Below are 22,831 nucleotides of genomic sequence, written 5' to 3'. Positions count from 1 at the left end.
GTGTTGCGATGGGCGCAGACCGTTCGTCACACCTGCGGCGGTCAGCCAATGTTGCGAAGTTCGGTATAGGGGGCGTGATTTCGATGTTCCCTGGATAGTTGCTGCGTTACGGTTTCCCACATGGACGACATCGAGTTGGATTTGCCGAGCGTCGCTTCTCCCCACAACTCCGGGCGAATTCTCGACATCGGCGCGGTCGGATTGCGCAATCCGCTTCCGGTCGACGGTGAACAGACCCACGCCTATGTTTCCTGCGTCGACGGCACCACCCTGCGGCTGCCGGATTCTTTGCAGAACTGGGCCATGCAGACCCTCGCCGCGAACTACGACCTGCGCGCCACCGGCCTGCCGTCGCTGTTCCCGTGCCGGTTCGAGTTCGGCATCCGCGACGGGGCGGCCTACGCTGTTCCGGTCAGCGATCAGGCGCGTCAAAGGAGGCCATCATCACCACCGCAGCAGATGTCGGCGACTTCGCCAAGCGTCACGGGCTGACAGTCGCCGTAGCCGAATCCCTCACCGGCGGTAACCTCGCCGCCGCCCTCGCGGCGGCACCCGACTCCGCGCAATGGTTCCGCGGCGGGGTCGTCGCCTACTCCGTGACGGTGAAACAGTCCGTTCTCGGTGTGCCCGACGTGCCGGTGGTGTCGGAGACGGCCGCACTGGCCATGGCCGAAGGCGTGCGGGCACTGACCGACGCCGATATCGCCGCCGCGACCACCGGCGTCGGTGGCCCGGGCGATCAGGACGGCGAACCGGCGGGGTCGGTGTGGTGCGCTGTCGCCACCCGCGACAGCTCCTGGGCCGTGCACCGGAATTTCGACGGCGAACCCGAGCAGGTGCTCGAGCAGTCGGTGCGGTGCGCGCTGGAGATGTTGGGCGAGAGCGAGAAACGCTTCACCGGCTAGACGATCGGTGGCAGGTGCACCACCTGGCCCGCGTACGCCAGACCCGCGCCGAAGCCGAGCAGCAACGCGGTCTGGCCGGGTTCGGCGCCGCCGCTGCGCAGCAACTGTTCCATGGCCATCGGGATCGAGGCGGCACTGGTGTTACCGGTGTCGACGATGTCGCGCGCCACGGCGACGGTGTCGGGCAGGTCGAGGGTGCGGACCAGCGCGTCGGTGATGCGGATATTGGCCTGGTGCGGCACGAAGGCGTCCAGGTCGGCGGCGGTCACACCGGCCAGCTTCAAGGCCTCCCGGCACGCCTGCTCCAAAAAGGTGACGGCCCAGCGGAATACCTCCGTGCCGTTCATCCGGATGTAGGGCCGCACCGTCGTGCCGCCACTGGCCTCGGCGGCCGCCACTTCGGCGAAGTACTCCTGGAAGTCCTTGTCCTGCTTGATCGCCGAGGTACGTGACCCGTCCGAGCCCCACGCCACCGGGCCGATCCCCTCCTGCTCGGCGGCGCCGACGACCACCGCGCCCGCGCCGTCGGCGAAGATGAACGCCGTACCGCGATCGGTGCGGTCGAGCAGGTCCGAGAGCCGTTCCACACCGATCACCAGCACGTGGCGCGCCTGGCCGGAGCGGACCAGGTTGGCGGCATCGGCCAGCGCGTAGCAGAAGCCCGCGCACCCGGCGGAGATGTCGTAGGCAGCGGTGTCGTGCATGCCGAGTTCGGTGGCGACCACCGCGCCCGCCGAGGGGCCGAGCACCATCTGCGACGAGGTCGCCAGCAGCACGGCGTCGACCTGATCGGCGGTGATGCCCGCGGCGGTGAGGGCGTCGCGCGCGGCAGCGGTGCTCATCGACACGATGGTCTCGTCGTCTTCGGCCCAGTGCCTGGCGGCGATGCCGGATCGGGTCTTGATCCATTCGTCGGAGGAGTCGATGGCCTCGACGATCTCCGAGTTGGGCACGACGCGGCGCGGCCGGTACACGCCGAGGCCGAGAATTCCCGTGTGGGTGGTCGGAATCGAGGTGGCGATGGGGGTTGGCATGACATCCTCTCCATGTGAACCGATCGGTTCATCCGTCATAAGGTCTAACATGAACCGATCGGTTCAATCAAGCGTTTCGGGGAGGAGAGTCGGATGCCGGCCGGACCACGCGCCCGACTGATCGAGCACACCATCGCGACCGTGCAGGAGCACGGTGTGCACGCGGCGGCGTTGAGCGAGCTGCTCAAGCGGAGCAATACCTCACGCAACTCGCTCTACCAACATTTTCCCTCCGGCAAGAGCGAACTGGTGCAGACCGCGGCCCGCATCGTGTCGCGGCTGGTGTACTCGCACGTCAGCGCCGTGGCCGACGCCCTGCAGACCGCGCCGTCGGCGCAGCAGTGGCTGACCGACCTGTTCGCCTTCTGGCGGGTGCCGCTCGAACAGAGCGAGTTCCGGGCCGGATCGTTCATGATGGCCGCCGCGCTGGACGAGAGCGATCCGGTGGTGCAGTCGATCGCCGGGCAGGCCTTCGCCGAATGGACCGCGCGCCTGGCCGACGGCATCGTCGCGGCCGGGATCGAACGCGCGACGGCGGTGTCACTGGCCGGGTTCCTGCTCACCACCATCGAGGGCACCATCGTGCACAGCCGGGCGCTCAAGTCGGCGCATCCGTTCGATCAGGCGGTCACCCAGCTGGCCATCCTGTTCAACTATCACCTGTCTCAGCGTTGAGGTGAAACATCCTGTGCGCCATCGAGATCGGCGCACAGGGTGGTGACGATGCGGCGGCGGGCTTGCGCACCTTCGGGACTCGGGGTCAGCGGGTACACGTGCACCAGGCCCGGTTCCTCGATGTAGTCCAGGTCGACACCGGCCGCGCGGGCCTTGTCCCGCAGCAGTCGGGCATCGGGGTTGAGGATGTCGTCGGTGCCGGTGAACAGGGTGAGCGGGCCGAGGCCGGTGAGATCGCCGAACAGGGGGCTCACCATGGGGTCCTTCATCGGCAGCTCGCCGCTCCACCGGCGGCCGTAGACGAGGCCGCCGTCGCGACCGAGCCATGGGTCGCGCTGCTGCACGACCGCGATCTGCGGGTTCTCGAGAGTGAGGTCGAGCGCCGGGGAGATGAGGACGGTGCGTGGCAGCGTGGTGCCGAGGTCGCGCAGGTGCAGTGTGGTGGACAGGGCGATCTGGCCGCCTGCCGAATCGCCGGCGAGGAAGGTGGGGCCGTGTTCGTCGGCGCTGCTGCGGACGAGGTCGGCTACGCGGGGAATCACGTCCGCTGCCGTGCCGAACGGAATGAGGGGGTAGATCGGCACCGTCACCGTGAGCCGGGCACGGATCGCGAGCATGGCGGCCAGGCGCCAGTGCTGCACCGCGATCTCACCGACCCAGCCACCACCGTGCGCGTACACCAGGCCGCCGCGTGATTTTCCGGTGCGCGGGGTGAGGGTGTACACGGGCCAGCCACGATCGCGCACCACGGCGATGTCGACTCCGCGCAGGGTGCGTGGCGGGCCGTAGGGCAGTGGGCGAAGCGCCAGCTCGCGGATATGGGCCTCGGCGCGTTCGGCATCGATGTAGTTCCGGTTGCGGCGCGCTACTCGCAGGAACCCGGGAATCACGAACCGGCTCATCACTGTGGGCACCGCAACCTCCACTCGTACAGGTGCCCGCCAAATTACCCGTTCAGGCCAACGGTTGTTCGATGATGTCGGTCCGCAGACTCGAGCCGTTGAGATCGAGGTACACCATGCCCTCGGTGATCGACAGGCTCGCGGTATTGCGCCGATCCACCAGCCGCGCGGCCTCGTCGATGAACGCCCGATCGAAACTGTAGAGCGGAATCGCGGCCGCGTTGTGAATCTTCTTGCCCGCGTACTGCGCGAGCACCTTCACCGGATCCCGATGCGTGTACACCGCCGCCCGCCCCGCCAGCTTGCTCCCCCGATGAATCCGCTCCGAGTCCGGCGCCCCCACCTCGATCCACGCCGTCGTCCGCCCCGTCAGATCCCGCACCTGCACCGCGGGCTCGTCGGTAGCCGAGATCCCACCCTCACTGAACACGATCCCCTCCTCGTACTGCAGGCAGTACGCCAGAATCCGCGTCACCATGTACTCGAGCGTCTCGGAAGGATGCCGAGCCACCCGCAACTCCAACTCCTCATAAACCCCCCGATCCACATCGGCGAGCTGAATAGCAAAAGTGTGCACAGTAGCGCTGATTCCCATAAGACCCGCCACCCTAGTTGGTAGCGGACTCATGAGACTCCAGGAGGGCTCGGGGGGCGGCCTGGGTCCAGGAGTCGGTGATGATGGCGGTGAGTTCGTCGTGGTCGTCGAGGGCGGAGAGGCGGACGCGGACCCAGGCGTTGTTCGCTTCGTGGGAGGCGATCCAGAACTTGGCGGGTTCGGCTTGGACGAGTTCGTCGCGGTCGATGATGGGGCAGCGGACGGCCATCGAGGTCTCGTTCTCGGGGAGGGTGAGGAACAGGCGGCCCGAGACCTTGAAAATCGGCATGCCCCAGGCGAATTCCTCCGCCGTGCCGGGCAGGGACCCGGCGATGGTGCGGACATCGTCCCCGGTGACTGTCATGACCCGATCATCTCAAAACGCACCGACAGGTTCAGACGGCGAGCTTGGCCGAACGGGCCCGGCTCGCGGTGATGCGGCGGCCGATGATCCCGTGGCGCGGCGCGAACAGGTAGACGAGGGTGAAGGCGACACCCTGGGTGACCACCACCATCCCGCCCGCGGCGGTGTCGAGGTGGTAGCTGATGTAGAGACCGGTGACCGCGCACAGCACCGACACGGTCGGCGCGATCAGCAGCATCCGCGAGAAACGGTCGGTGAGCAGGTAGGCCGTGGCGCCCGGAATGATGAGCATGGCCACCACCAGCACCACACCCACCGCCTGCAACGCCACCACCGAGGTGAGGGCGAGCAGGGCGAGCAGCGCGGTGCCGAGCACACGCGGATTGAGGCCGATGGCGTGGGCGTGGGTGGCGTCGAAGGCGTAGAGGGTGAAGTCGCGCCGCTTGAGCACCAACGCGACGAGCACGATCGCCGCGAGGATCATGATCTGGATCATCTCCCCGCGGCTCACCCCGAGCAGATTGCCGAAAACGATGTGGTTCAAGTCGGTTTGGCTCGGTGTCACCGACACCAGCACCAACCCGAACGCGAACAGCGTCGTGAAGACGATCCCGATGGCCGCGTCCTCCTTCACCCGGCTGGTATCGCGCACCACCCCGATCAACGCGACCGCGAGGAACCCGAAGATCACCGCACCCACCGCGAACGGCCAGCCGACGATGTAGGCGAGCACCACCCCGGGCAGCACCGCGTGCGACACCGCGTCACCCATCAGCGACCAGCCGATCAGCACCAGCCAGCACGACAGCACCGCGCACACCACGGCCGCGGTGACCGTGGTCGCCAGCGCCCGGACCATGAATTCGTAACGCAGCGGATCGAGGAAGAATTCTTCGAGGGTCACCGGTCTGTGTCCAATCCGAATGCCTTGGCCAGGTTCTCGGGCCGCAACACCACGTCGGGGTCGCCGTGTTCGAGTACCCGGCGGTTCAAAAGCACTGCCTCGTCGGCCAGTTGGGGCAGGGCGTGCAGGTCGTGGGTGGACACGAGGATCGTCGCGCCACCGGCGGCCAGCTCACGCAGCAGCGCGGTGATGGTGGCCTCGGAGCGCTTGTCCACACCGGCGAACGGTTCGTCCAGCAGCAGGATCGTCGCCTCCTGCGCGATGCCGCGGGCCACGAAGGTCCGTTTCTTCTGTCCTCCGGAGAGCTGACCGATCTGCCGGTCGGCGAAGTCGGTGAGTTCGACCCGGGCCAGAGCCTCTTCCACGGCGGCCTTGTCGGCCTTGCTCGCGCGCCGGGTGAAACCCATTTTTCCGTAGCGCCCGGTCATCACCACATCACGCACCGACAGCGGGAACGTCCAATCCACGTCCTCGGATTGCGGCACGTACCCGAGGGCGCCCGCCTTGCGCGCGGCGGCGGGTGCGCCACCGTTGACCAGCACCCGGCCACGATCGGGCGTCACCAGCCCCATGACGGTCTTGAACAGTGTCGACTTCCCCGACCCGTTCATCCCGATGAGCCCGCAAACCCGACCCGATTTCAAGGTGAGTTCCACGTTGTCGAGGGCGAGCACATCGCCGTAATGAACTGTCACGTCCTGGATTTCGACAACAGGCGCGGTCATTTCGGTGCTCCCGCCAGTGCCGCCGCGATGGTGTCGGCGTCGTGCCGGATCAGGTCGAGGTAGGTCGGCACGGGACCGTCCGCCTCCGACAGCGAGTCGACATACAGCGTGCCGCCGAAGCGCGAACCGGTCGCCTCGACCACGCGCTGCATCGGCGCGTCCGACACCGTCGACTCGCAGAACACGGCGGGCACCCCACGCTGGCGGACGAAGTCGATCACCGACCCGATCTGCTGCGGTGTGGCCTGCTGTTCGGCGTTGACCGGCCAGATGTACTTCTCCGTCAGCCCCGCGTCGCGGGCCAGGTAGGAGAACGCCCCCTCGCAGGTGACCAGCGCTTTCTGGTCGGCGGGCAACGTGCTGACGGCGGCCACCAGCTCGTCACGGACCGCGCCGAGCTCGGTTTTGTACGCCTCGCCGTTGGCGCGGTAGGCGTCGGCGTGGTCGGGGTCGAGGTCGGTGAACGCGCGAACCATGTTGTCCACATAGATCTGCGCGTTCACCGGCGACATCCACGCGTGCGGATTCGGCTTGCCCGCGTAGGCGTCCTCGCTGATGTTCATCGGTGTCACGCCCTCGCTCACCACGGCGTGCGGCACCTCGAGGTCGGCGACGAACTGGGCGAACCAGGCCTCGAGATTGAGGCCGTTGTCGAGGATGAGATCGGCCTTGGCGGCCTTCTTGATATCCCCCGGCGTCGGCTCGTACCCGTGGATCTCGGCGCCGACCTTGGTGATCGACTCGACCCGCAGATGCTCACCGGCCACATTGCGCGCCATATCGGCGAGCACGGTGAAGGTGGTGAGGACCACCTTCCGGTCGTCGTCGGACGCGGCGACGCCACCGCAAGCGGTGAGCGCGAACACCATGACACTCAGCGCGCACGCCGCGAGTACTCGCGGCGAACGGTGGAACCCAACCTTCATCCCGGAATTATATTGTTCGGGTGACCGAACTTTCAAGTTCAGCCACCGAAACAGCGGTGGTGACCGGTCACGATGCCCAGGGCGGAACGAAAGTCGACCCGTCCGGCAACTCCGCGGCGAAGCCGGCGCGGACGGTGACCAGCAATCGCGCGCCCGCCCCGGCTTCGTCGGTGAGCGCGATGAGCGAACCGGCGGGCGCCACGGCGGCATCACCGGGTCGCAGGGTGGCCGACTCACCGTCGATGGTGAGGACGATTTCGCCCGTGAGCAGCACGAATGCCTCCTCCCCGAGGATCCGGTGAGCGACGCCGACCGTGCCGGGCGCGATCTCGGTCTGCCAGACGCACAGGTCGGAACTGCCAGTGCCGGGGCGGATCAACGAGGTGAAGCGGGCGTTGTGCACTTCGTGCACCTGGGCGTCGGCGGAACGGACTACCGGCATTGCGTCTCCCTTATGGTCAAGTTACTTGTCTATATAGTCAAGTAGCTTTCCTATCCCGTCAAGTGCCAGAATGACGAGCATGCCCCCTGCCGGTGACCTCCCCTTGTTGCTGCTCGCGGCAGCCGCCCAGGTGACCGACGCAGTCCAGGCCGGGGTCGCCGCAGCCGGCTTCCCCGATGTACGGCCGGCACACGGATTCGCCTTCGTGCGAATGGCACCCGACGGGGCGACCGTCGGTGAGATCGCCGAGCATCTCGGCGTCACCAAGCAGGCGGCAAGCCAACTGGTCGACGAGCTGGTCACCAAGGGCTACGTCGAACGCAATCCGCACCCACGCGACGCACGCGCCCGGCTCATCACGCTCACCGATCGCGGCTGGGCGTGTACTCGCGCCGCCGACGCGGCCTTGGGCGAACTCACCAAAAACTGGTCCGAAACCCTTGGCACGGGCGACCTCGTGCAGGTCAGGGACGCGTTGGCCCGGGTGGTCGCCCCCGGCCGGGTCCGCCCGAGCTGGTGAGGACGTAACCCTTCGCGGCGGACGAACGATCTTGTTTCGGGTATCCGTTAATCCGAACAACAGGATTTTCGAAACCTGCGCGCGACATCGCGACGAGCGGCATACTCGGCTGCGAGCGGTGACGCGCCACCGCAGCACCCCGGGCCGCCGGTCCGGGCCGTGCCTCGTCACGCACCGTTCCCGCTATCCCGGAGTTCGAATGTCTGCTCTTGCCACCGTCACCTCGGTCGACACCATCACCCGCCACAAGTACGAGCGGCTGCAGTACACCGGTTCGGCCGGTGTCGTCGCCTCCCTCGAAGACCCTCGGCTGGTGGACCGCTGGCGCACCGAGCACCCCACCTGGCGGGGCGAGCACTGGGCGTTCGAGGCGGGCACCACCGGCAGCCTCCGCCCGATCAACGTGGCGACCCGCCACAACTGAGCCCTCAGGCCGCGCCCGCGTCGGCGCGACGGTCGGTGATCCGGGGGAACGGGCTGGCCGCTTCCAGCTGATAGGCCAGGTCGAGCAGGGTTCGCTCCGCGCCGCGCGGGGCGGCCAGCTGCACCGAGCCGGGCAGACCCGTCGGCAGCAGTCCGTGCGGAAGCGAGATGCCCGGTCCCCCACCGACATTGTTGAGCGGCGTGAAGCCGACATAGTCGACGAGCTTGGCGAACAGGTCGTCGAAGGGCTGGTCCGGCGCGAGTTCACTGATGCGCGGCGCCGGGTGCGACAGCACCGGGCTGAGCATCACATCGATATCGGCGAAGTGCCGGTCGTAGGCGGCGGTTCCGGCGCGTAGCCGCCACGCGGCCGCCGCGGAACCCAGTGGGTTGCGTTTGGCCATTCCGATCAGGCCGGTGGTGAACGGGTCGAGTTTGCGCGCGTCGAATCGTCCGCGATGACCGAGCCGGAACGACAGCGTCATCGCCGCGGCCATCACCGCCCAGTACTGCTTGAAGTCGTCGACGAAGCGCGGGTCGACCTCCAGCCGCTTCGCGACGATCTCGTGCCCGAGGCCCGCGAAGACATGGACGGCCGAATCGAGGACGGCCCGGTTGTCGGGATGCACCGGCCTGCCGAACACGTCGGCGGTGACCACGCCGATGCGCAGTCGTCGCGCACTCGGCCCTTCCACCAGCCCCACCGGCGCCAGTTTCGGGTGGGCACCGAAACTCTCGACCGCGGCCAGGTAATGCGCCGTATCGCGCACCGACCGGGTGAGCACACCCTCGGCCACCAGATGCACCGGCAGTTTGCGCGCGCCCGGCTGGTCGAGCAGCCGGTACCGGGTGGGCTTCAATCCCACCAGGCCCGTCGCGGCGGCGGGAATGCGAATCGAACCACCGCCGTCGTTGGCATGGGCGATCGGCACCGCCCCGGCCGCGACCAGCGCCGCCGACCCACCCGAGGACGCGCCCGCCGAGAACTCCGGATTCCACGGGTTGCGCGTCGGCGGGCGGTGGACGAACTCGGTGCTCGCGGTGAGCCCGAACTCCGGCAGGGTCGACTTGCCGAGCACGACGACACCCGAGTGCAGGAATTGCGCGGCGGGTCCGCTCGTCGCCGTCACCGGGTGCGGCGTGAACGCGGCCGACCCGTGACAGCTAGGCAGCCCGGCGACATCGGTGTTGTCCTTGACGAACGCGGGCACCCCGGCGAACACGCCGGCGGTTTCGGGTGCCGAGGCGGCCCGTTCGAAGCTGCGCACCTGCACGGCGTCTAGGCGCGGGTCGACGGCCTGGGTCCGGGCGATCGCGGCCTCGATCACCTCGGCCCGGCTCACCTCCCCGGCGCGCAGTGCGGCGGCGAGGCCGACGGCGTCGTGGTCGCCGAGGGCGTCGTCGGTGAATCCGTGGACGGCAGAGCTCATGACCGCAGCCTAATCGCGACCGTACGCGCGGGTAACGAACTTCGCTCAGACAGTGCGGCCCGCCCAGCAGTGGGCGAGCCGCACGAGCGGACCCCTACTTGGCAGGCGCCGTGAACGGCTGGTTGATCGTGGTGACGTACTGGATCACGGCGCCGATGGCGACCGGCGCGGTGACGAAGATCTGACCCGCGAGGACACCGAGGAAACCGACGGCGGCCGCACCCGCGACACAACCGGCCAGCGGTCCCGCACCGAACAGGGTGAGCAAGGCACCGGTGAGCACGACGCCCGCGGCGGCACCGGCGAGGCAACCGAGGGCCGCGCCGCCGATGCCACCGACGAGGGTGCCGATGGTGGCGCCCATGGAGATGGTGCTCGTCATCCGGGACCAGGCGGCCTGTTCACGGTCGTATTCGGACTTCCAGGGCGCCTTGTCCTCGAACGGCAGGGCGACCGGCTTGTAGACGGCCTTGTCCATGCTCAGCACGGGAGTGAGGGTCGCCGTTGCGCCCTCGACCCGCGCGTCGATGGGGAACTGGAAGTCGTCGACGGCGAAGGTCAGCGGCGTCGCGCCGACGACGGTGCCTGCCGCGTCGCGCACCTGCAGGGTGCCGTTGTCGACCACCAGCGAGCCGTGCTCGATCTCGATGACCGAGGTGGTGCCGTCGGTGTGCGCGGTGTATTCGACCGGCCGCGGTGCCGCGGGTTCCGCCTGGGCACCGGCTGCGGTGACGGCCAGCGCCGACAACGAAAGTGCCACGGGCACAGCGATTTTCTTCAAGAACATGGGTGATTCCTCATCGATTTCAGCCGATCGCGGTGACCGGCGGTGGCAATCGTATCGATAATGGTTATCATTATCATATCGATGAGGCTGGGAGGTCGTAGTGGGACATCTGCTGATGGTGGAGAGCTGGGTCGGCTCGATGAGCACCCTGCTGCCGCAGGGAATCAAGGACGGCGGACACCGATTCAGCTTCCTGACCAGGGATCTCGGGCATTACCTCCGCCCGGGCACACCGTCGCCGCACCCGCTGCTGGCCGCTGACAATGTGTTCACCGCCGAGACCAACGACGAGGCCGCGCTGCTGCCGTATGTACGAAAGCTGCACGAGCTCTTCGGTTTCGACGGCGTACTCACCTCGTGCGACTACTACCTGCCGACGGTGGCCGCGATCGCCACCGATCTGGGTCTGCCCGGTCCCGGCCGGGAGGCGGTGGTGGCGGCGTGCGACAAGTACCTGACCCGCGAGATGTGTCGCGCTGCCGGAGTTCCCGGGCCGGACTTCGCGGTCGCCGAGACGACGGACGAGATCCTCGGCGCTGCAGATCGATTGGGCTATCCGCTGGTGGTGAAGCCGATCGATCTGTGTGGCGGGATGTTCGTGTGCCGGGTCGACGACGACGCCGAGTTGCGCGCCGCAGTCGAGCGTATCGCTGGATTCCCGGTGAACGCGCGTGGGCAGCGCAGGTCACCGCAGGTGCTGGTCGAAAGATGCGTGCAGGGGCCGGAATTCAGTGTGGAGACGGTGACCGTTGCCGGGCAGACGACTGTCGTCGGGGTCACCGACAAGCAGCTCACCGGCGCCCCCGCCTTCATCGAGTCGGGCCACATGTTCCCGGCCGACCTGTCGGCTATCGACCACCAGGCCGTCGCCGAGACCGCCGTTGCGGCAGTCGAAGCGCTCGGTCTCGACGCGACTGTCGCCCATACCGAGGTCAAGCTCACGACGGACGGGCCGTGCCTGATCGAGGTGAACCCACGGCCCGCAGGCAACCGGATCACCGAGCTGGTCCGCCGGGTCACCGGCATCGACCTCACCAGGGTCCATGTCGAGGCAGTCCTGGGCGGGACACCTGAGCTCACCCCGCGGCAGACCGATGCCGGGAGCGCCGCCGTCGCCTTCGCCGTCCCCGACCGGGCAGGCGTGGTGATCCGTGTCGCCGGGGCGGCCGGCTGGGCCGACGATCCGCGCATCGTGGAACACAAACTCCCGGAACCCGGCGCCGAGGTCCGACCGGCCACCGACAACAACACCTACCTCGGCCACGTCCTCGTGACGTCCGAAAATCCGGGCGAGGCAGGCAAACTCGCCGATGCCCTGATCTCCGAGCTGCGCGTCGAGCTCGACGGCGGTGCCGCGTGATCCAGACGCACCCCGCCTCGATGGCCGAGCTCACCACGTGGGCACGATCCGGACGACTCGGCCCCGACCCCGACACTCTGAAAGCATCGACCGCCTTTCTCACGACCTACGGCACCAGGCACGCAGGACGCACCCGCGCCTACCGCAACGAGGTGCTCAGCATCCGGGTCGGTGCGGCAGTCGGCTCGTGTGGGCTCGAACCCGGTTCGGCCACCGGCGATCTGATCGACGACTGTGTCGCGGCGACCGTCGGTGACCTGCTCGAACACCGGGTCGGGGCGGTGCGTGTCGCGGCGCTCGATGCCTATCTGATGCATGTGCACCCGCACCCCCACGCAGGTGGTCTGCACGGTAGCCCCGTGGTTGTGGCGGGACCGACCTCGTTGACGAAATCGCGGCGCCGCGCCGACACCGTCATCGATCTGCTCCCCTCCGGGGTCACCAAGGTACTGGTGGTCGGGGTGGTCGGTTCGCTGCTGGCCGAGTTGCGCGACCGTGGTATCGCCTATGTGCCCTGCGATCTCGCGGGCGGTGTCACCGAGTGGGGCGAACCGATCTTCGAGTCCGTGGCATCGGCTCCGTCCGACTACGACGGACTGCTCGTCACCGGAATGACCCTGGGCAACGGCACATTCGACGAATTCCGCGCGATCGCGCGCGAGCGGGGACTACCCCTGGTTCTCTTCGCGCAGACGGGCAGCGCGGTGCTGCCCTGGTTCCTCGGCGCCGGAGTGCACGCCATCTCGGCCGAGCCGTATCCGTTCTTCTCTCTCGACGGTGCCGCGAGCACCCTGGTCACCTACCGGGAGCTCTCATGACCGCACCGCAACCCGGCCTGCTGCAGCTGATCGGTGGCACCCCGGTCGTCCGGATCCCTACCGGAAAAAGCTGGTACACAGCCAAACTCGAATCGGCGAGCATCGCCGGGATGAAGGCTCGTGCGGCCGTCTCGATGATGCGGGCGGCGGCCGCGCGCGGCGACCTCGCACCGGGTGCGACGATCATCGAATCGACCAGCGGCACACTTGGATTGGGTCTTGCCCTGGCAGGCAAGGCGCTCGGACATCCGATCGTGCTGGTTGTCGACGACGAACTGGAACCGGACCTGCGCGCCCTCTTCTCGGCGTTCGGCATCACCCTCGAGGTGGTCACCACCCCGCACCCGACCGGCGGCTGGCAGCAGGCCAGACTCGACCGGCTGGCCGAACTGCTGGCCGCGACACCCGGCGCGTACTGGCCCGACCAGTACGACAACCCCGACAATGCCGCTGGCTACCAGGCCATGGGCGCCGAGATCCTCGCGCAGGTCGACGACGTCGATGTGCTCGTCGCCTCGATCGGTTCCGGCGGCCACTGCGCGGGACTCACCCGCGTGCTGCGTACCCGCTGGCTTCGGCTGCGGGTGATCGGCGTCGACGCCGTGGGCTCACGCATCTTCGGTCAGCCCGACCGCCGCAGGCTCATGCGCGGCCTCGGCAGCAGCATCCTCCCCCGCAACGTGGCCTATGCCGACTTCGACGAGGTGCACTGGGTCGGTGCCGCCGAAGCCGTCGCGTCCTGCCGCGCACTCGCGGCACGCACCGGAATCGCGGGCGGCTGGAGCACCGGTGCCGCCGCCCTGGTCGCCGCCTGGATCGCCGACCGCGAACCGCACTCCCGCGTACTCACCGTCTTCCCCGACGGCCCCCACCGCTACCTCCGCACCATCTACAACGACACCTGGTGCCGCGCGAACGGCCTGTTCGCCCCTCCCGCAACAGAACCCACAACCATCCCGACCCCCGACTGCGCCGAGGTCAGCGGCTGGGGCCGTTGCACAGTGGTCCGCGACCCCGCCCCCGCGTCGACCGATCCCGCCACCGCAGTGCACGACGACGCTGCCGAGGTGCTCGGGTGAGGACGACGTTTCTCGCGCTGCCCGAGGGCGTGCGGTTGCTGCTGGTCAATCATCTGGTCGGGCATATCGGTTTCTATCTGCTGATCCCGTTTCTCGCCGACTATCTGCTGCACGACCTCGCGCTGTCGGCGGCCGTGGTCGGCGTCGTGCTCGGGGTGCGCAACCTGAGTCAGCAGGGCCTGTTCCTCGTCGGGGGTTCGGCGGCGGATCGGCTGGGGGCGCGGGGCGTGATCATGGTGGGGCTGGCCGTGCGGGCGCTCGGGTTCGCGTTGTTCGCACTCGGTGGTTCACTGCCGGTGGTGCTCGCGGCGGCGATCCTCACGGGTTTCGCGGGCGCGCTGTTCAATCCGGCCGTGCGCGCGTATATCGCCACCGACAGTGGTTCGCGGTCGGCGGAGGCGTTCGCGCTGTTCAACGTGTTCGGCAATGCGGGATCGGCGATCGGGCCGGTGCTGGGGACCGTGCTGATCGCGGCGGGCTTCCGGATATCCGCCCTGGTCGCGGCCGTGATTTTCGTGGTGCTTGCGGTGGTTCAGTGGATACTGCTGCCCGCGCGACCGGTTCCCGCGCACGAGAGCGGGATCGGCGCCGACTTCACGACCGTGTTCACCGATCGCCGTTTCTGGGCGTTCACCTTCGCCCTGATGCCGATGTTCGCATTGCAGAGCCAGATCTATTTTCTGCTCACGTTGCAGGCACAGGACAGCGCCGAGCCCCGGTACCGCGCCGCGGCGGTGGCCGCGCTGTTCGTGGTGGAGACCATAGCCGTTGTGGCCCTGCAGGTTCGGGTCACCGCAGCGCTCATCCGTCGGCCTAGGCGCGGGCCCGCGATGGCGGCCGGAATGGCGATCATGGGCGTGTCGTTCCTGATCGCCCCGGCCGCCGCGGGTGTCGTCACCGGCGTGGGCAGTGGACTCGCGGGGACCGTACTGCGGGTGACTCCCGTGGTGGCAGGCGCGGTAGTGCTGGCCGTCGGGGTGACGGCGGTACAGCCGTTCGTGAACGAGTCGATCGGCCGCTTCGCCGGAAACCGGCTCACCGGAACCTATTTCGGGGCCTTCTACCTGGCATCGGGACTGTTCACCGTCGTCGCGACCTCGCTCAGCGGCGCGGTGCTCGACCGGGCGGGCGGGTCGCTCACCTGGCCGCCCGCATTGCTGTGCGCCGGGATCGGCGTGCTGTCCGCGGTCGCGATCCTCGGCTTGCATCGGCGGGCCGTGCTGCCCGATGCCGACATCGCTCACTCGGGAGACCGCACATGACTGATTCCCGCCATCCGGTGCGCGAGTGGCGCACGCCTTTCGTCGAGCACCGGACGGCCGACACTCCGGGTATCGGCGTCGGCCGCGCCAACGGCAGTTGCGGGGAGCTGCTGCAGGGCGTGCTCGACGGGGACCGCCATTTCCTCGTCACGCTGCCCATCCAGCACGGCTCCGTCGCCGTCTTCGAACCCGGAGGTGACGACATCACCGTCGTCCCCGGCCACAAGTCGAAGGCTCGGCGCCTGGCGAGCGCGATGGTCGCGCGCTCACGGGTGCTGCGCGGCGGACGACTCACCGTGCGCAGCGAATTGCCCGAGGGCAAAGGCCTGGCCAGCTCCACCGCCGACCTGGTGGCGACGGCTCGCGCGGTCGCCGATGCCGAAGGCCGCACGGTCGGCCTCACCGAACTCGAAGCCGACCTGCGTGCCATCGAGCCCTCCGACGGGGTGATGTATTCCGGCACGGTCGCCTATTTTCATCGGGAGGTGCGTCTGCACACCCGGCTGGGCGCCCTGCCGCCGCTGACCATCGTCACCGGCGACGAGGGCGGGATGGTCGACACCGTCGAATTCAACTGCACCGAACCGTCTTTCGGCCCCGGGCACCAGCGCGAATACGCCGGATTGCTCGACGAACTCGGTGTCGCGATCGTGCGCGGGGACGTGACGGCGATCGGCGCGGTGGCCACCCGCAGCGCTGTGCTCAGCGCCGCGTTCCGCCACCGCCCGCATCTGGACTCGACCATCCGGGAAGCACGCGCGCTCGGCGCGGTGGGTGTCGTCGTCGCGCACAGCGGCACGACCACCGGAATCCTGCTGAGCGAGAACGACCGCGACTATCGCACCAAACTCGCTGCCGCAGAGCAGCTCTGCGCTTCCTTCGGCTGCGCGGTGAGCGTGCATCACACCCGCCGACCGGTCCGGGGACACCGGCTTCCGCACGAGCGCCTCCCGAGCAGAGAGCTACCCGCATGATCACCATCGAACAGGTCCGCTTCGGCTACGGCGGACGAATCACCTTGGACGACATCAGTTTCCGCGCCGAGCCGGGCAGCACGGTCGGGCTGATCGGCCCGAACGGGTCGGGCAAGTCGACGCTGCTGCGCCTGCTGTACCGCGCCCTGCGCCCGGCTGGTGGGACCATCACGATCGATGCCACCCCGGTCGGCACACTGCGCGGACGGGACCTCGCCACCCGCTTGGCCGTCGTCGCTCAGGAATCACCACCGGACACGCCGATCACGGTCGCCGAGACGGTTCTGCTCGGCCGGGCGCCCTGGGTCGGTGCCTTCCAAGGGTATTCACGCGCCGACCGCATCACCGCGGCCGCCGCCCTGGCCCGCGTCGGCGCCCGTGACCTGGCCGACCGCCCCTTCGCGACCCTCTCCGGCGGCGAACGTCAACGCGTCCTCATCGCCCGCGCCCTGGCCCAGCAGGCCGACCACCTGCTCCTCGACGAACCGACCAACCACCTCGACATCCGCTACCAGCACGAACTGCTCTCCCTGGTCCGAGGCCTCGACGAGACGACGACCATCGTCGTCCTGCACGACCTGAACCTGGCCGCCCGCTACTGCGACCACCTGGTCCTGCTCGACAACGGCCGCGTCGCCGCCGCAGGCGAGGTCGACGAGGTCCTCACCCCCGAAACCCTCGAGCCCGTCTACCGCATCCCCGTCCGCCGCACCACCGCCTTCGGCGCCACCCAACTCCTCTTCGGACCGTCGGACGATGCGGAAGAACACAACCCGGTTGTCGCGGAGGCCGCCGAGATCCACCCCACGCCGGCTGACCACACTCCCGACGGCGCAGCAGAACTCACCGATGACGGCCCCGTCGGGTCATCGTCGACGACCGACACCCGAGAGGCGGCGACGCGATGACCGCGACACTGGAAGTCGAGCAGATCGTCGACGACCTCGATCACGCACGGCACCGCACGCGCGCAGTGCTGCTGATCGGCGGACTGCTCATCGCACTCGCCGTCACCGTGTTGGTGGCGGCCGGGTTGGGGCCGGTGGCCGTTCCGCCGGGCACCGTTGCCCGGATCATCGGCCACCACACGTTCGGCCGACCGGTGACTCCCGATTGGACCACCGCGCAGGACTCGATCGTCTGGCTCGTCCGGGTGCCGCGTGTGCTACTCGGCGCGCTCGTCGGCGCCGCCCTGGCGATCACCGGCGCCGTTCTGCAGACCATCGTGCGCAATGTGCTCGCCGATCCGCACATCCTCGGCGTCACCTCGGGCGCCTCGACCGGTGCCGCCGTCTACCTGCTGTTCGGCGTGAGCGCGGCGGCCACCTCCGCCGCACTCGCGGCGAGTGCGTTCATCGGGGCACTGATCGCCACGGTGCTGCTGTTCGCCATCTCCCGGATCAACGGGCAGCTCACCTCGCTGCGACTGCTGCTCGGCGGGGTGACCATCGGCTACATCTTCTCGGCCGCCACGAGCTTTCTGATCTTCGCCTCCGACCGCCCCGAAGGCGCGCGGACCGTGCTGTTCTGGCTGCTCGGCTCGCTCGCCCCGGCGGCCTGGTCCTCGGTGACGACCACCGTCGCCGTCGTCGCGGGCGCCCTGCTCGCGGTGCTGCTGATGGCGCCACGCCTGGACGCGCTCGCCGCGGGTGACGACACCGCGCGCACGCTCGGCTTCGCCCCGAATCGAATCCGGTTGTGGGCGTTGCTGATCGTGGCACTGGCCGTCGGTGCGGTGGTGGCCGTCGCGGGGGCGATCGGCTTCGTCGGGCTCATCGTTCCGCATGTGGCGCGGCTGTGTGTCGGCGGAACCCACCGGCACCTGCTGGTGGTGAGCGCCCTGCTCGGCGCGCTGTTTCTGGTGATCGCCGATGTGGGTGCGCGCACCGTTTTCGCGCCGCGCGAATTGCCCATCGGCATCGTCACCGCCGCTGTCGGCGCGCCCCTGCTCCTGCTGCTGATCCGGCGCTCCCGCGCCTCCTGATTTCTGCTCCATCGAAAGGAATACCGATCACCGTGTTCACAGGTGTCTCCTCCGCACGTCACCGTGCGATCCCCGCTCTCGCGCTGTTCGCCGCTGTCGTCACCGGTTGCGGCGCGCCCGCACCGGCCACCACCACGGCGGAAGACGGCTTCCCCCTGACCGTTTCGAGTTGTGGGCGTGATGTCACCTTCGCCGCGCCACCGCAGCGGGTCGTCACCGTCGGCTCCATCGCCGCGCCGACGATCGCCGCCGCCGGTGCCGCCGACCGCATCGTCACTCGCACCTTCGAAGCCGCCGCCTTCCCGGGCCAGTACGGTGATGCCCTGAAAGGCATCGAGATCACCGCTCCGACAGCCGAACTCGCTCGCGAGGAGATCATCGCCCGCACCCCCGACCTGGTGGTGAGCGTCGAGGGACTGTCGGTGACCCCCGACGACCTGGCCCAGGTGAACATCCCGCTGATCGTCACCCGTGGCTACTGCCGCGACGCGGCGGGCACCTTCGAGGACGTCTTCGCCGACATCACGCTCTACGGCAAGCTCTTCGGCACCGCGGGCGCCGCCGACGCCGAAGTCGCGACGCTGCGGCAGCGCGTGCGAGCGGTCACCGAAAAGCACAGCGGCACAACTGCTCCTCGACGTGCGGCGGCGCTGATCCTGTCGCGCGACGGGGCCCAGCTCAAGGCCTACGGCTCCCAGAGCACCGTCCACGAACAGATGCGCATCCTCGGCCTGTCCAACATCTACGGCGACATCGCCAAACGCAATTTCGAAGCCAACACCGAAACGCTCATCGCCCAGGATCCCGAGGTGATCATCCTGCTCACCCAGGGCGACCAGACCCCCGAATCGGTGCGAACCACCCTTCGCCAGCGCCCCGAGCTGGCGGGATTGCGCGCCATCCGCGAGAACCGGATCATCGTCGCGCCCTTCGGCTACACCGGTCCGGGACCGGTCGCCGTCGAGGGTCTGGAAGTGCTCGACCGCGAACTGGCGGGCCTGCGATGACCTCGACCACCACCGACTATCTCGTCCGCCCGGCCGGTCCCGGCGACCTGACCGGCGCGCGCAGCGTCATGCTCGACACCTTCTACCAGGTGTTCGGCATCGGCTACCTGCCCGAACACCACCACGACGTGATCGACCTCGACGCCACGTACCTGCGTCACCCGCGCAATCGCCTGTGGGTGGCCGAGCACGAGGGAGTCGTCGTCGGTACCACCGCGATCCGCGCGCAGGGGCCTGCGCACCCACCACATCCGGCCGAGCTGGCACGCCGCTATCCCGACGGCACCACCGCCCAGCTGTTCCGGGTCTACGTCCGGCCCGAGCACCACCGGCGTGGGCTGGCCACCCGGCTCGTCACCGCCGCCGTCGAAACTGTCCAGGAAACAACGGAATTCGACCGGCTGTACCTGCACACCGACGCGCGGACACCGGGCGCCCTGGAGTTCTGGCTCACCTTCGGCCACATCGTGCACGACGCGCGCGGTCCGCACGACGGATTCCAGACCGTGCACCTCGAGGTCCCCCTCGACCGGCCGGATCGGGAACTGGCGCGGTGACGGCTCACACGGCACTATCGAACTCGTGGAACAGCAGCGAAACCGCCCGCGTCCGGGTGCCGTGTCGTGACCGTGCTCGCACCGGGAGAGAACCGGCCCGCGCCGGGCGATGAGCTGACCGTCACCGTGGCCTGTTCGGCCCCGGTCGACGTGTCGGCGCTGTTGCTCGACACCGCGGGCAAGGTGCGCTCCGACGCCGACTTCGTCTTCTTCAACCAGCCGACCGGGCCGGGTGTGGTGTACCGGCACGGCAACGGTGGGCCCGACATCGTGCAGGTGAAGACCTCCGCGCTGCCCGCCGATGTGGACAAGGTGGTGGTGACCGCAAGTCTCGACGGACGCGGGCCCGCCACCTTCGCCGCCGTCGGCGATCTCACCGCCACCATCCAGTCCGGGCCGACCGCCCTGACGTTCCCCGTCTCCGGGCTCACCACCGAGAGCGGTGTGGTGTGCGTGGAGATCTACCGACGCGGCGGGGCGTGGAAGGTGCGCGCCATCGGCCAGGGATACGACGACGGACTCGCGGGCATCGCGTCGGCCTACGGGGTGAACCTCGACGACGAACCGGAACCCGCCGCGCCCCAAGGGAATACGACACTTCCCGCGCACCCGCCGCAGCATCCCGGCGCCCCGATGCCTCCCGGGCAGCCCCCGGTGGGCGGGGGTCACCCCCTTCCTGGTCACGGCCTTCCCGGGCAGTTCGCACCTCCCGGACCACCTGGCACGTACCCACCACCTGGGCAGGCCCCGGCCCCCGGACAAGGCGCCTACGCTCCTGCGCCCGGATATGCACCAACCCCCGGACCCGCCGCCTACCCGCCGCCTGGGCAGTTCCCCCAGCCTGGTCAACCGGGTTCCCCACCACCCGCTCACCCTGGTGCGCAATCTTCGTACGCCTCTCAGCAAGGAGTCCCACCCGTGCACAGCGACCTGTTCGACCCCTCGCATGCCGAGGTCAACGGCCTCGGTATCCAGAAGCAGGGCGGCAAGATGGTCAAGGTCGGGTTGAACGGGGAGGTGATGGCGCGGTCCGGCTCGATGGTGGCCTACCAGGGTGACCTGAAATTCGAAGCGCTCGGCTCCGGTGGCATCGGCCGCGCGATCCGGCAGCACCTCACCGGCGAGGGTGTGCCGTTGATGAAGGTGAGCGGGCGCGGCGACCTGTTCCTGGCCAACAGCGCCGCCGACGTGCACATCATCGACCTCGACGGCTCCGACGGTCTCACCATCAACGGCGCCAACGTGCTCGCCTTCGACTCCACCCTGCGTTACGACATCGGCCGGGTACAGGGCGCGGCCGGAATCGCCTCCAACGCGGGTCTTTTCAACTGCGTCTTCACCGGCCGCGGCCGCATCGCCATCACCACCCACGGCACCCCGGTCGTCCTCACCGTCGACCAGGCCACCTACGCCGACCCCAACGCCGCCGTGGCCTGGTCCTCCAGCCTGCAGACCGGCATCAAACGCAACGACTCCTTCGGCCTGGGCCGCCTCATCGGCCGCAGCACCGGCGAAGCGAGCACCCTGTCCTTCTCCGGCCGCGGCTTCGTCATCGTCCAGCCCTCCGAACTCCCTCCCGGCGGCCTCCTCGGCGGCACCGGCGGCGGGCAGCAAGCAGGCACCGGCGGCAGCCTCTTCGGCTGAACGGCGTCCACACCGGGTCGGGCCGTCGGCCACGACCGCCCATTGCCCGAAACGTCTGCGACGGAGCACCCCGACGCCCTTACAGTCGAGGGCGGCGGTGCTGCTCGCGCATACGGTAGCCACTGAAAAGCCCGGTCAGCGGTGCGGCGTGCCCTGCTCATCGGGAGCGTGACGCCGCCACACCAGCAGCGCACAGCCGACGATGACGGCCGTCGCGATCAGGACGGGCGTTTTGCTGTCCAGCGCCGGGGAGTACGTGTCGGGAACGTACGCGGTCCACCCGGACTCGCTGCCTCCGGTGAACCGGGTGTCTCCGAGCAACGTCGCGACGAACAGCACGGCGAATGCTGTGACGGCGGTAGTCGGTGCGGCGGGAAAACACGTGCCGATCGCGAATCCGGCCACGGCGGGCAGCACGAAGCGGAAGGTGAGGTCTGTGAGGGTCGTGGAGTCGACGACGGCCGGGAGCAGCCCACTGGCGGTGACCACCCCGCACCCGAGAATTCCTATCAGCGGCCGCCGACGAGCTATGCCGATCAGCACACCGACCACCACCAGCCCGATCTGCGCCGACGCACCGAGCCGATCCGGCCCGGAGACCGCCGACGAGTCCACGGCGAGCATCGCCGCCACCGCCAGCACCGTCAGCACGGCCGTTCCGTCCTGCCGCGGCAACCGAAAGCTCAGCGCGACAAGGGCGATCACGGCGACCGTCGCTACCGCGACAGCAGGGTCTCCACCGGCCTGGGCGGTCACCGCGACCGACACCGCCAGGCTGAGCGGGACAGCGATGCCCGTCAGCACTCCCCGGCCGGTGGCCTCGCCATCCACCGCCTGCCCGCGAAACCCGTAGACGACCAGCGCTGCCACCAGTGCGACGAGTACAGCCCAACTCACTGCAGGCCCGGAAGTCGACGGTGCCTCCAGGTAGTCCGCGTACCGCTCCGGCATCCCGGTATCGACCTCGAGTCGCTCGCCGTACAGCACCGCGATCAGCGAGCCGGCCACGAACCACACCCGCGCGCCCACCGGAAGCACGGCTGCCCCGATAACTAGCCCGGCACCGACCGCGACCACCACGCGCTGTTCCACAGCCGTACCGGCGCCTGCCACAAGCAACACGATCCCGACCGCCCCGGCGACCGCGACAACGATCCGACGGGGCGCGAACCGACTGATCAGAGCGATGGTCAGCACCGCGACGACGGCAGCCCCGGTCGCCTCGTACACCGGCTCCGGCGGAAACAACCAGCCCGATCCGGACGCGACAACAGCGAACGCACGGTCGGCACACGCGATCGCACACCCGCTGACATACCCGCCGATCAAGCCGACCGCCGCAGCGACCACCACACGCATGTTCATTCACACCCCTGCCGTCCGAAACAGCGCCCACGCCGCCGACGAATCGCCCGCCATGGTGAAACGGTTCGGTGCCGTCGGCATCGCCGGTCGTGGAGGCTACGACGGTAGCTTCCGTTTCAGCGTTCGGTGTGGCTCCGTGTCCGAGCGGC

The 22,831-nt window shown here is 68.8% G+C and carries 25 protein-coding genes and 1 pseudogene; 15 read left to right on the top strand and 11 right to left on the bottom strand.

Features of this window, described 5'->3' with window-relative positions; translation table 11 throughout:
- Positions 1-120 precede the first annotated feature (120 nt).
- Entirely contained in the window at positions 121-492 is a 372-nt protein-coding gene (locus HYG95_RS24940) for a hypothetical protein (RefSeq protein WP_157105087.1), read from the top strand.
- On the top strand, positions 441-905 hold the full coding sequence (locus HYG95_RS20550; protein ID WP_370465860.1) for a CinA family protein: 465 nt from the start codon (positions 441-443) through the stop codon (positions 903-905). Before HYG95_RS24940 ends, HYG95_RS20550 begins: the two co-directional genes overlap by 52 nt.
- Here the strand turns inward: HYG95_RS20550 and HYG95_RS20545 are convergent.
- Complete coding sequence (locus HYG95_RS20545; protein ID WP_181700137.1) at positions 902-1,939, bottom strand: beta-ketoacyl-ACP synthase 3; 1,038 nt, start codon at positions 1,937-1,939, stop codon at positions 902-904. The genes HYG95_RS20550 and HYG95_RS20545 overlap by 4 nt on opposite strands.
- Before the next feature lie 93 nt (positions 1,940-2,032).
- Between HYG95_RS20545 and HYG95_RS20540 the strand changes: the two genes are divergently transcribed.
- Complete coding sequence (locus HYG95_RS20540) at positions 2,033-2,614, top strand: TetR/AcrR family transcriptional regulator (RefSeq protein WP_181700135.1); 582 nt, start codon at positions 2,033-2,035, stop codon at positions 2,612-2,614.
- On the opposite strand, the gene HYG95_RS20535 is transcribed toward HYG95_RS20540, so the two are convergent.
- From HYG95_RS20535 to HYG95_RS20505, 7 genes are all read right to left on the bottom strand, one after another.
- Positions 2,605-3,528: an alpha/beta hydrolase gene (locus HYG95_RS20535; RefSeq protein WP_181700133.1), complete on the bottom strand. Its 924-nt coding sequence runs from the start codon at positions 3,526-3,528 to the stop codon at positions 2,605-2,607. The genes HYG95_RS20540 and HYG95_RS20535 overlap by 10 nt on opposite strands.
- A gap of 40 nt (positions 3,529-3,568) precedes the next feature.
- Positions 3,569-4,111: a YaeQ family protein gene (locus HYG95_RS20530; RefSeq protein WP_181700131.1), complete on the bottom strand. Its 543-nt coding sequence runs from the start codon at positions 4,109-4,111 to the stop codon at positions 3,569-3,571.
- 13 nt (positions 4,112-4,124) lie between these two features.
- Entirely contained in the window at positions 4,125-4,475 is a 351-nt protein-coding gene (locus HYG95_RS20525) for an MmcQ/YjbR family DNA-binding protein (protein ID WP_067496964.1), read from the bottom strand.
- A 31-nt stretch (positions 4,476-4,506) separates the two neighbouring features.
- The gene (locus HYG95_RS20520) at positions 4,507-5,334 is read right to left on the bottom strand and encodes a metal ABC transporter permease (protein WP_220139656.1); all 828 of its coding nucleotides are present in this window, start codon (positions 5,332-5,334) and stop codon (positions 4,507-4,509) included.
- A gap of 41 nt (positions 5,335-5,375) precedes the next feature.
- Positions 5,376-6,104 (bottom strand): metal ABC transporter ATP-binding protein, encoded by a 729-nt coding sequence (locus HYG95_RS20515; protein ID WP_181700127.1) that lies wholly within the window; start codon positions 6,102-6,104, stop codon positions 5,376-5,378.
- Entirely contained in the window at positions 6,101-7,030 is a 930-nt protein-coding gene (locus HYG95_RS20510; protein WP_181700125.1) for a metal ABC transporter substrate-binding protein, read from the bottom strand. Before HYG95_RS20510 ends, HYG95_RS20515 begins: the two co-directional genes overlap by 4 nt.
- A gap of 67 nt (positions 7,031-7,097) precedes the next feature.
- Positions 7,098-7,472: a cupin domain-containing protein gene (locus tag HYG95_RS20505; protein WP_181700123.1), complete on the bottom strand. Its 375-nt coding sequence runs from the start codon at positions 7,470-7,472 to the stop codon at positions 7,098-7,100.
- A gap of 70 nt (positions 7,473-7,542) precedes the next feature.
- Between HYG95_RS20505 and HYG95_RS20500 the strand changes: the two genes are divergently transcribed.
- Together HYG95_RS20500 and HYG95_RS20495 are read left to right on the top strand one after the other, a co-directional pair.
- Positions 7,543-7,992 (top strand): MarR family winged helix-turn-helix transcriptional regulator, encoded by a 450-nt coding sequence (locus HYG95_RS20500; RefSeq protein WP_181700121.1) that lies wholly within the window; start codon positions 7,543-7,545, stop codon positions 7,990-7,992.
- A gap of 199 nt (positions 7,993-8,191) precedes the next feature.
- Positions 8,192-8,416, top strand: a complete 225-nt coding sequence (locus tag HYG95_RS20495) for a hypothetical protein (protein ID WP_181700119.1) — start codon at positions 8,192-8,194, stop codon at positions 8,414-8,416.
- Positions 8,417-8,420: 4 nt separating this feature from the next.
- Here HYG95_RS20495 and HYG95_RS20490 read toward each other — a convergent pair whose 3' ends face one another.
- Both HYG95_RS20490 and HYG95_RS20485 read right to left on the bottom strand, forming a co-directional pair.
- Positions 8,421-9,845, bottom strand: a complete 1,425-nt coding sequence (locus HYG95_RS20490; protein WP_181700117.1) for an amidase — start codon at positions 9,843-9,845, stop codon at positions 8,421-8,423.
- Between the two features lie 94 nt (positions 9,846-9,939).
- Positions 9,940-10,632: a hypothetical protein gene (locus HYG95_RS20485; protein WP_181700115.1), complete on the bottom strand. Its 693-nt coding sequence runs from the start codon at positions 10,630-10,632 to the stop codon at positions 9,940-9,942.
- Positions 10,633-10,732: 100 nt separating this feature from the next.
- Here HYG95_RS20485 and HYG95_RS20480 point away from each other — a divergent pair, with 100 nt between their 5' ends.
- The 10 genes and pseudogenes from HYG95_RS20480 to HYG95_RS20435 all read left to right on the top strand — a co-directional run bounded on the left by HYG95_RS20480 (position 10,733) and on the right by HYG95_RS20435 (position 21,317).
- Positions 10,733-11,992, top strand: a complete 1,260-nt coding sequence (locus tag HYG95_RS20480) for an ATP-grasp domain-containing protein (RefSeq protein WP_181700113.1) — start codon at positions 10,733-10,735, stop codon at positions 11,990-11,992.
- On the top strand, positions 11,989-12,810 hold the full coding sequence (locus HYG95_RS20475; RefSeq protein ID WP_370465858.1) for a hypothetical protein: 822 nt from the start codon (positions 11,989-11,991) through the stop codon (positions 12,808-12,810). The genes HYG95_RS20480 and HYG95_RS20475 overlap by 4 nt, the downstream gene beginning before the upstream one ends.
- The gene (locus HYG95_RS20470; protein ID WP_181700111.1) at positions 12,807-13,889 is read left to right on the top strand and encodes a PLP-dependent cysteine synthase family protein; all 1,083 of its coding nucleotides are present in this window, start codon (positions 12,807-12,809) and stop codon (positions 13,887-13,889) included. Before HYG95_RS20475 ends, HYG95_RS20470 begins: the two co-directional genes overlap by 4 nt.
- Positions 13,886-15,151: an MFS transporter gene (locus tag HYG95_RS20465; protein ID WP_181700109.1), complete on the top strand. Its 1,266-nt coding sequence runs from the start codon at positions 13,886-13,888 to the stop codon at positions 15,149-15,151. The genes HYG95_RS20470 and HYG95_RS20465 overlap by 4 nt, the downstream gene beginning before the upstream one ends.
- The gene (locus HYG95_RS20460; RefSeq protein WP_181700107.1) at positions 15,148-16,125 is read left to right on the top strand and encodes a kinase; all 978 of its coding nucleotides are present in this window, start codon (positions 15,148-15,150) and stop codon (positions 16,123-16,125) included. Before HYG95_RS20465 ends, HYG95_RS20460 begins: the two co-directional genes overlap by 4 nt.
- Positions 16,122-16,835 (top strand): annotated as a pseudogene (locus HYG95_RS20455) (ABC transporter ATP-binding protein); the annotation flags it as partial. The gene HYG95_RS20460 and the pseudogene HYG95_RS20455, both read left to right, overlap by 4 nt.
- Positions 16,836-17,029: 194 nt before the next feature.
- Positions 17,030-18,109: an iron ABC transporter permease gene (locus tag HYG95_RS20450; protein ID WP_181700103.1), complete on the top strand. Its 1,080-nt coding sequence runs from the start codon at positions 17,030-17,032 to the stop codon at positions 18,107-18,109.
- Positions 18,110-18,141: 32 nt separating this feature from the next.
- On the top strand, positions 18,142-19,116 hold the full coding sequence (locus HYG95_RS20445; protein ID WP_181700101.1) for an ABC transporter substrate-binding protein: 975 nt from the start codon (positions 18,142-18,144) through the stop codon (positions 19,114-19,116).
- Positions 19,113-19,673, top strand: coding sequence for a GNAT family N-acetyltransferase (locus tag HYG95_RS20440; protein ID WP_181700099.1), 561 nt, complete (start codon positions 19,113-19,115; stop codon positions 19,671-19,673). The genes HYG95_RS20445 and HYG95_RS20440 overlap by 4 nt, the downstream gene beginning before the upstream one ends.
- A 66-nt stretch (positions 19,674-19,739) precedes the next feature.
- A complete protein-coding gene (locus tag HYG95_RS20435) occupies positions 19,740-21,317 on the top strand; it encodes an AIM24 family protein (protein WP_181700097.1) in 1,578 nt (525 codons plus the stop codon).
- 135 nt (positions 21,318-21,452) lie between these two features.
- Here the strand turns inward: HYG95_RS20435 and HYG95_RS20430 are convergent, their stop codons facing one another.
- Positions 21,453-22,682 (bottom strand): hypothetical protein, encoded by a 1,230-nt coding sequence (locus tag HYG95_RS20430; RefSeq protein ID WP_181700095.1) that lies wholly within the window; start codon positions 22,680-22,682, stop codon positions 21,453-21,455.
- Positions 22,683-22,831: the final 149 nt, after the last annotated feature.

The sequence above is a fragment of the Nocardia sp. GTS18 genome (genome assembly GCF_013839555.1).
In the GTDB taxonomy this organism is placed as follows: domain Bacteria; phylum Actinomycetota; class Actinomycetes; order Mycobacteriales; family Mycobacteriaceae; genus Nocardia; species Nocardia rosealba.
Note: the sequence above shows the minus strand (reverse complement) of the source record. Positions and strands in the feature narration are given on the sequence as shown.

What these genes read in the sequence shown, in the direction of transcription:
- HYG95_RS24940 (WP_157105087.1), top strand. Translation starts at nt 121, where the DNA reads ATGGACGACATCGAGTTGGATTTGCCGAGCGTCGCTTCTCCCCACAAC.
- HYG95_RS20545 (WP_181700137.1), bottom strand. Translation starts at nt 1,939, where the DNA reads ATGCCAACCCCCATCGCCACCTCGATTCCGACCACCCACACGGGAATT.
- HYG95_RS20540 (WP_181700135.1), top strand. Translation starts at nt 2,033, where the DNA reads ATGCCGGCCGGACCACGCGCCCGACTGATCGAGCACACCATCGCGACC.
- HYG95_RS20530 (WP_181700131.1), bottom strand. Translation starts at nt 4,111, where the DNA reads ATGGGAATCAGCGCTACTGTGCACACTTTTGCTATTCAGCTCGCCGAT.
- HYG95_RS20525 (WP_067496964.1), bottom strand. Translation starts at nt 4,475, where the DNA reads ATGACAGTCACCGGGGACGATGTCCGCACCATCGCCGGGTCCCTGCCC.
- HYG95_RS20520 (WP_220139656.1), bottom strand. Translation starts at nt 5,334, where the DNA reads ATGGTCCGGGCGCTGGCGACCACGGTCACCGCGGCCGTGGTGTGCGCG.
- HYG95_RS20515 (WP_181700127.1), bottom strand. Translation starts at nt 6,104, where the DNA reads ATGACCGCGCCTGTTGTCGAAATCCAGGACGTGACAGTTCATTACGGC.
- HYG95_RS20510 (WP_181700125.1), bottom strand. Translation starts at nt 7,030, where the DNA reads ATGAAGGTTGGGTTCCACCGTTCGCCGCGAGTACTCGCGGCGTGCGCG.
- HYG95_RS20505 (WP_181700123.1), bottom strand. Translation starts at nt 7,472, where the DNA reads ATGCCGGTAGTCCGTTCCGCCGACGCCCAGGTGCACGAAGTGCACAAC.
- HYG95_RS20500 (WP_181700121.1), top strand. Translation starts at nt 7,543, where the DNA reads ATGACGAGCATGCCCCCTGCCGGTGACCTCCCCTTGTTGCTGCTCGCG.
- HYG95_RS20495 (WP_181700119.1), top strand. Translation starts at nt 8,192, where the DNA reads ATGTCTGCTCTTGCCACCGTCACCTCGGTCGACACCATCACCCGCCAC.
- HYG95_RS20490 (WP_181700117.1), bottom strand. Translation starts at nt 9,845, where the DNA reads ATGAGCTCTGCCGTCCACGGATTCACCGACGACGCCCTCGGCGACCAC.
- HYG95_RS20485 (WP_181700115.1), bottom strand. Translation starts at nt 10,632, where the DNA reads ATGTTCTTGAAGAAAATCGCTGTGCCCGTGGCACTTTCGTTGTCGGCG.
- HYG95_RS20470 (WP_181700111.1), top strand. Translation starts at nt 12,807, where the DNA reads ATGACCGCACCGCAACCCGGCCTGCTGCAGCTGATCGGTGGCACCCCG.
- HYG95_RS20460 (WP_181700107.1), top strand. Translation starts at nt 15,148, where the DNA reads ATGACTGATTCCCGCCATCCGGTGCGCGAGTGGCGCACGCCTTTCGTC.
- HYG95_RS20450 (WP_181700103.1), top strand. Translation starts at nt 17,030, where the DNA reads ATGACCGCGACACTGGAAGTCGAGCAGATCGTCGACGACCTCGATCAC.
- HYG95_RS20440 (WP_181700099.1), top strand. Translation starts at nt 19,113, where the DNA reads ATGACCTCGACCACCACCGACTATCTCGTCCGCCCGGCCGGTCCCGGC.
- HYG95_RS20430 (WP_181700095.1), bottom strand. Translation starts at nt 22,682, where the DNA reads ATGAACATGCGTGTGGTGGTCGCTGCGGCGGTCGGCTTGATCGGCGGG.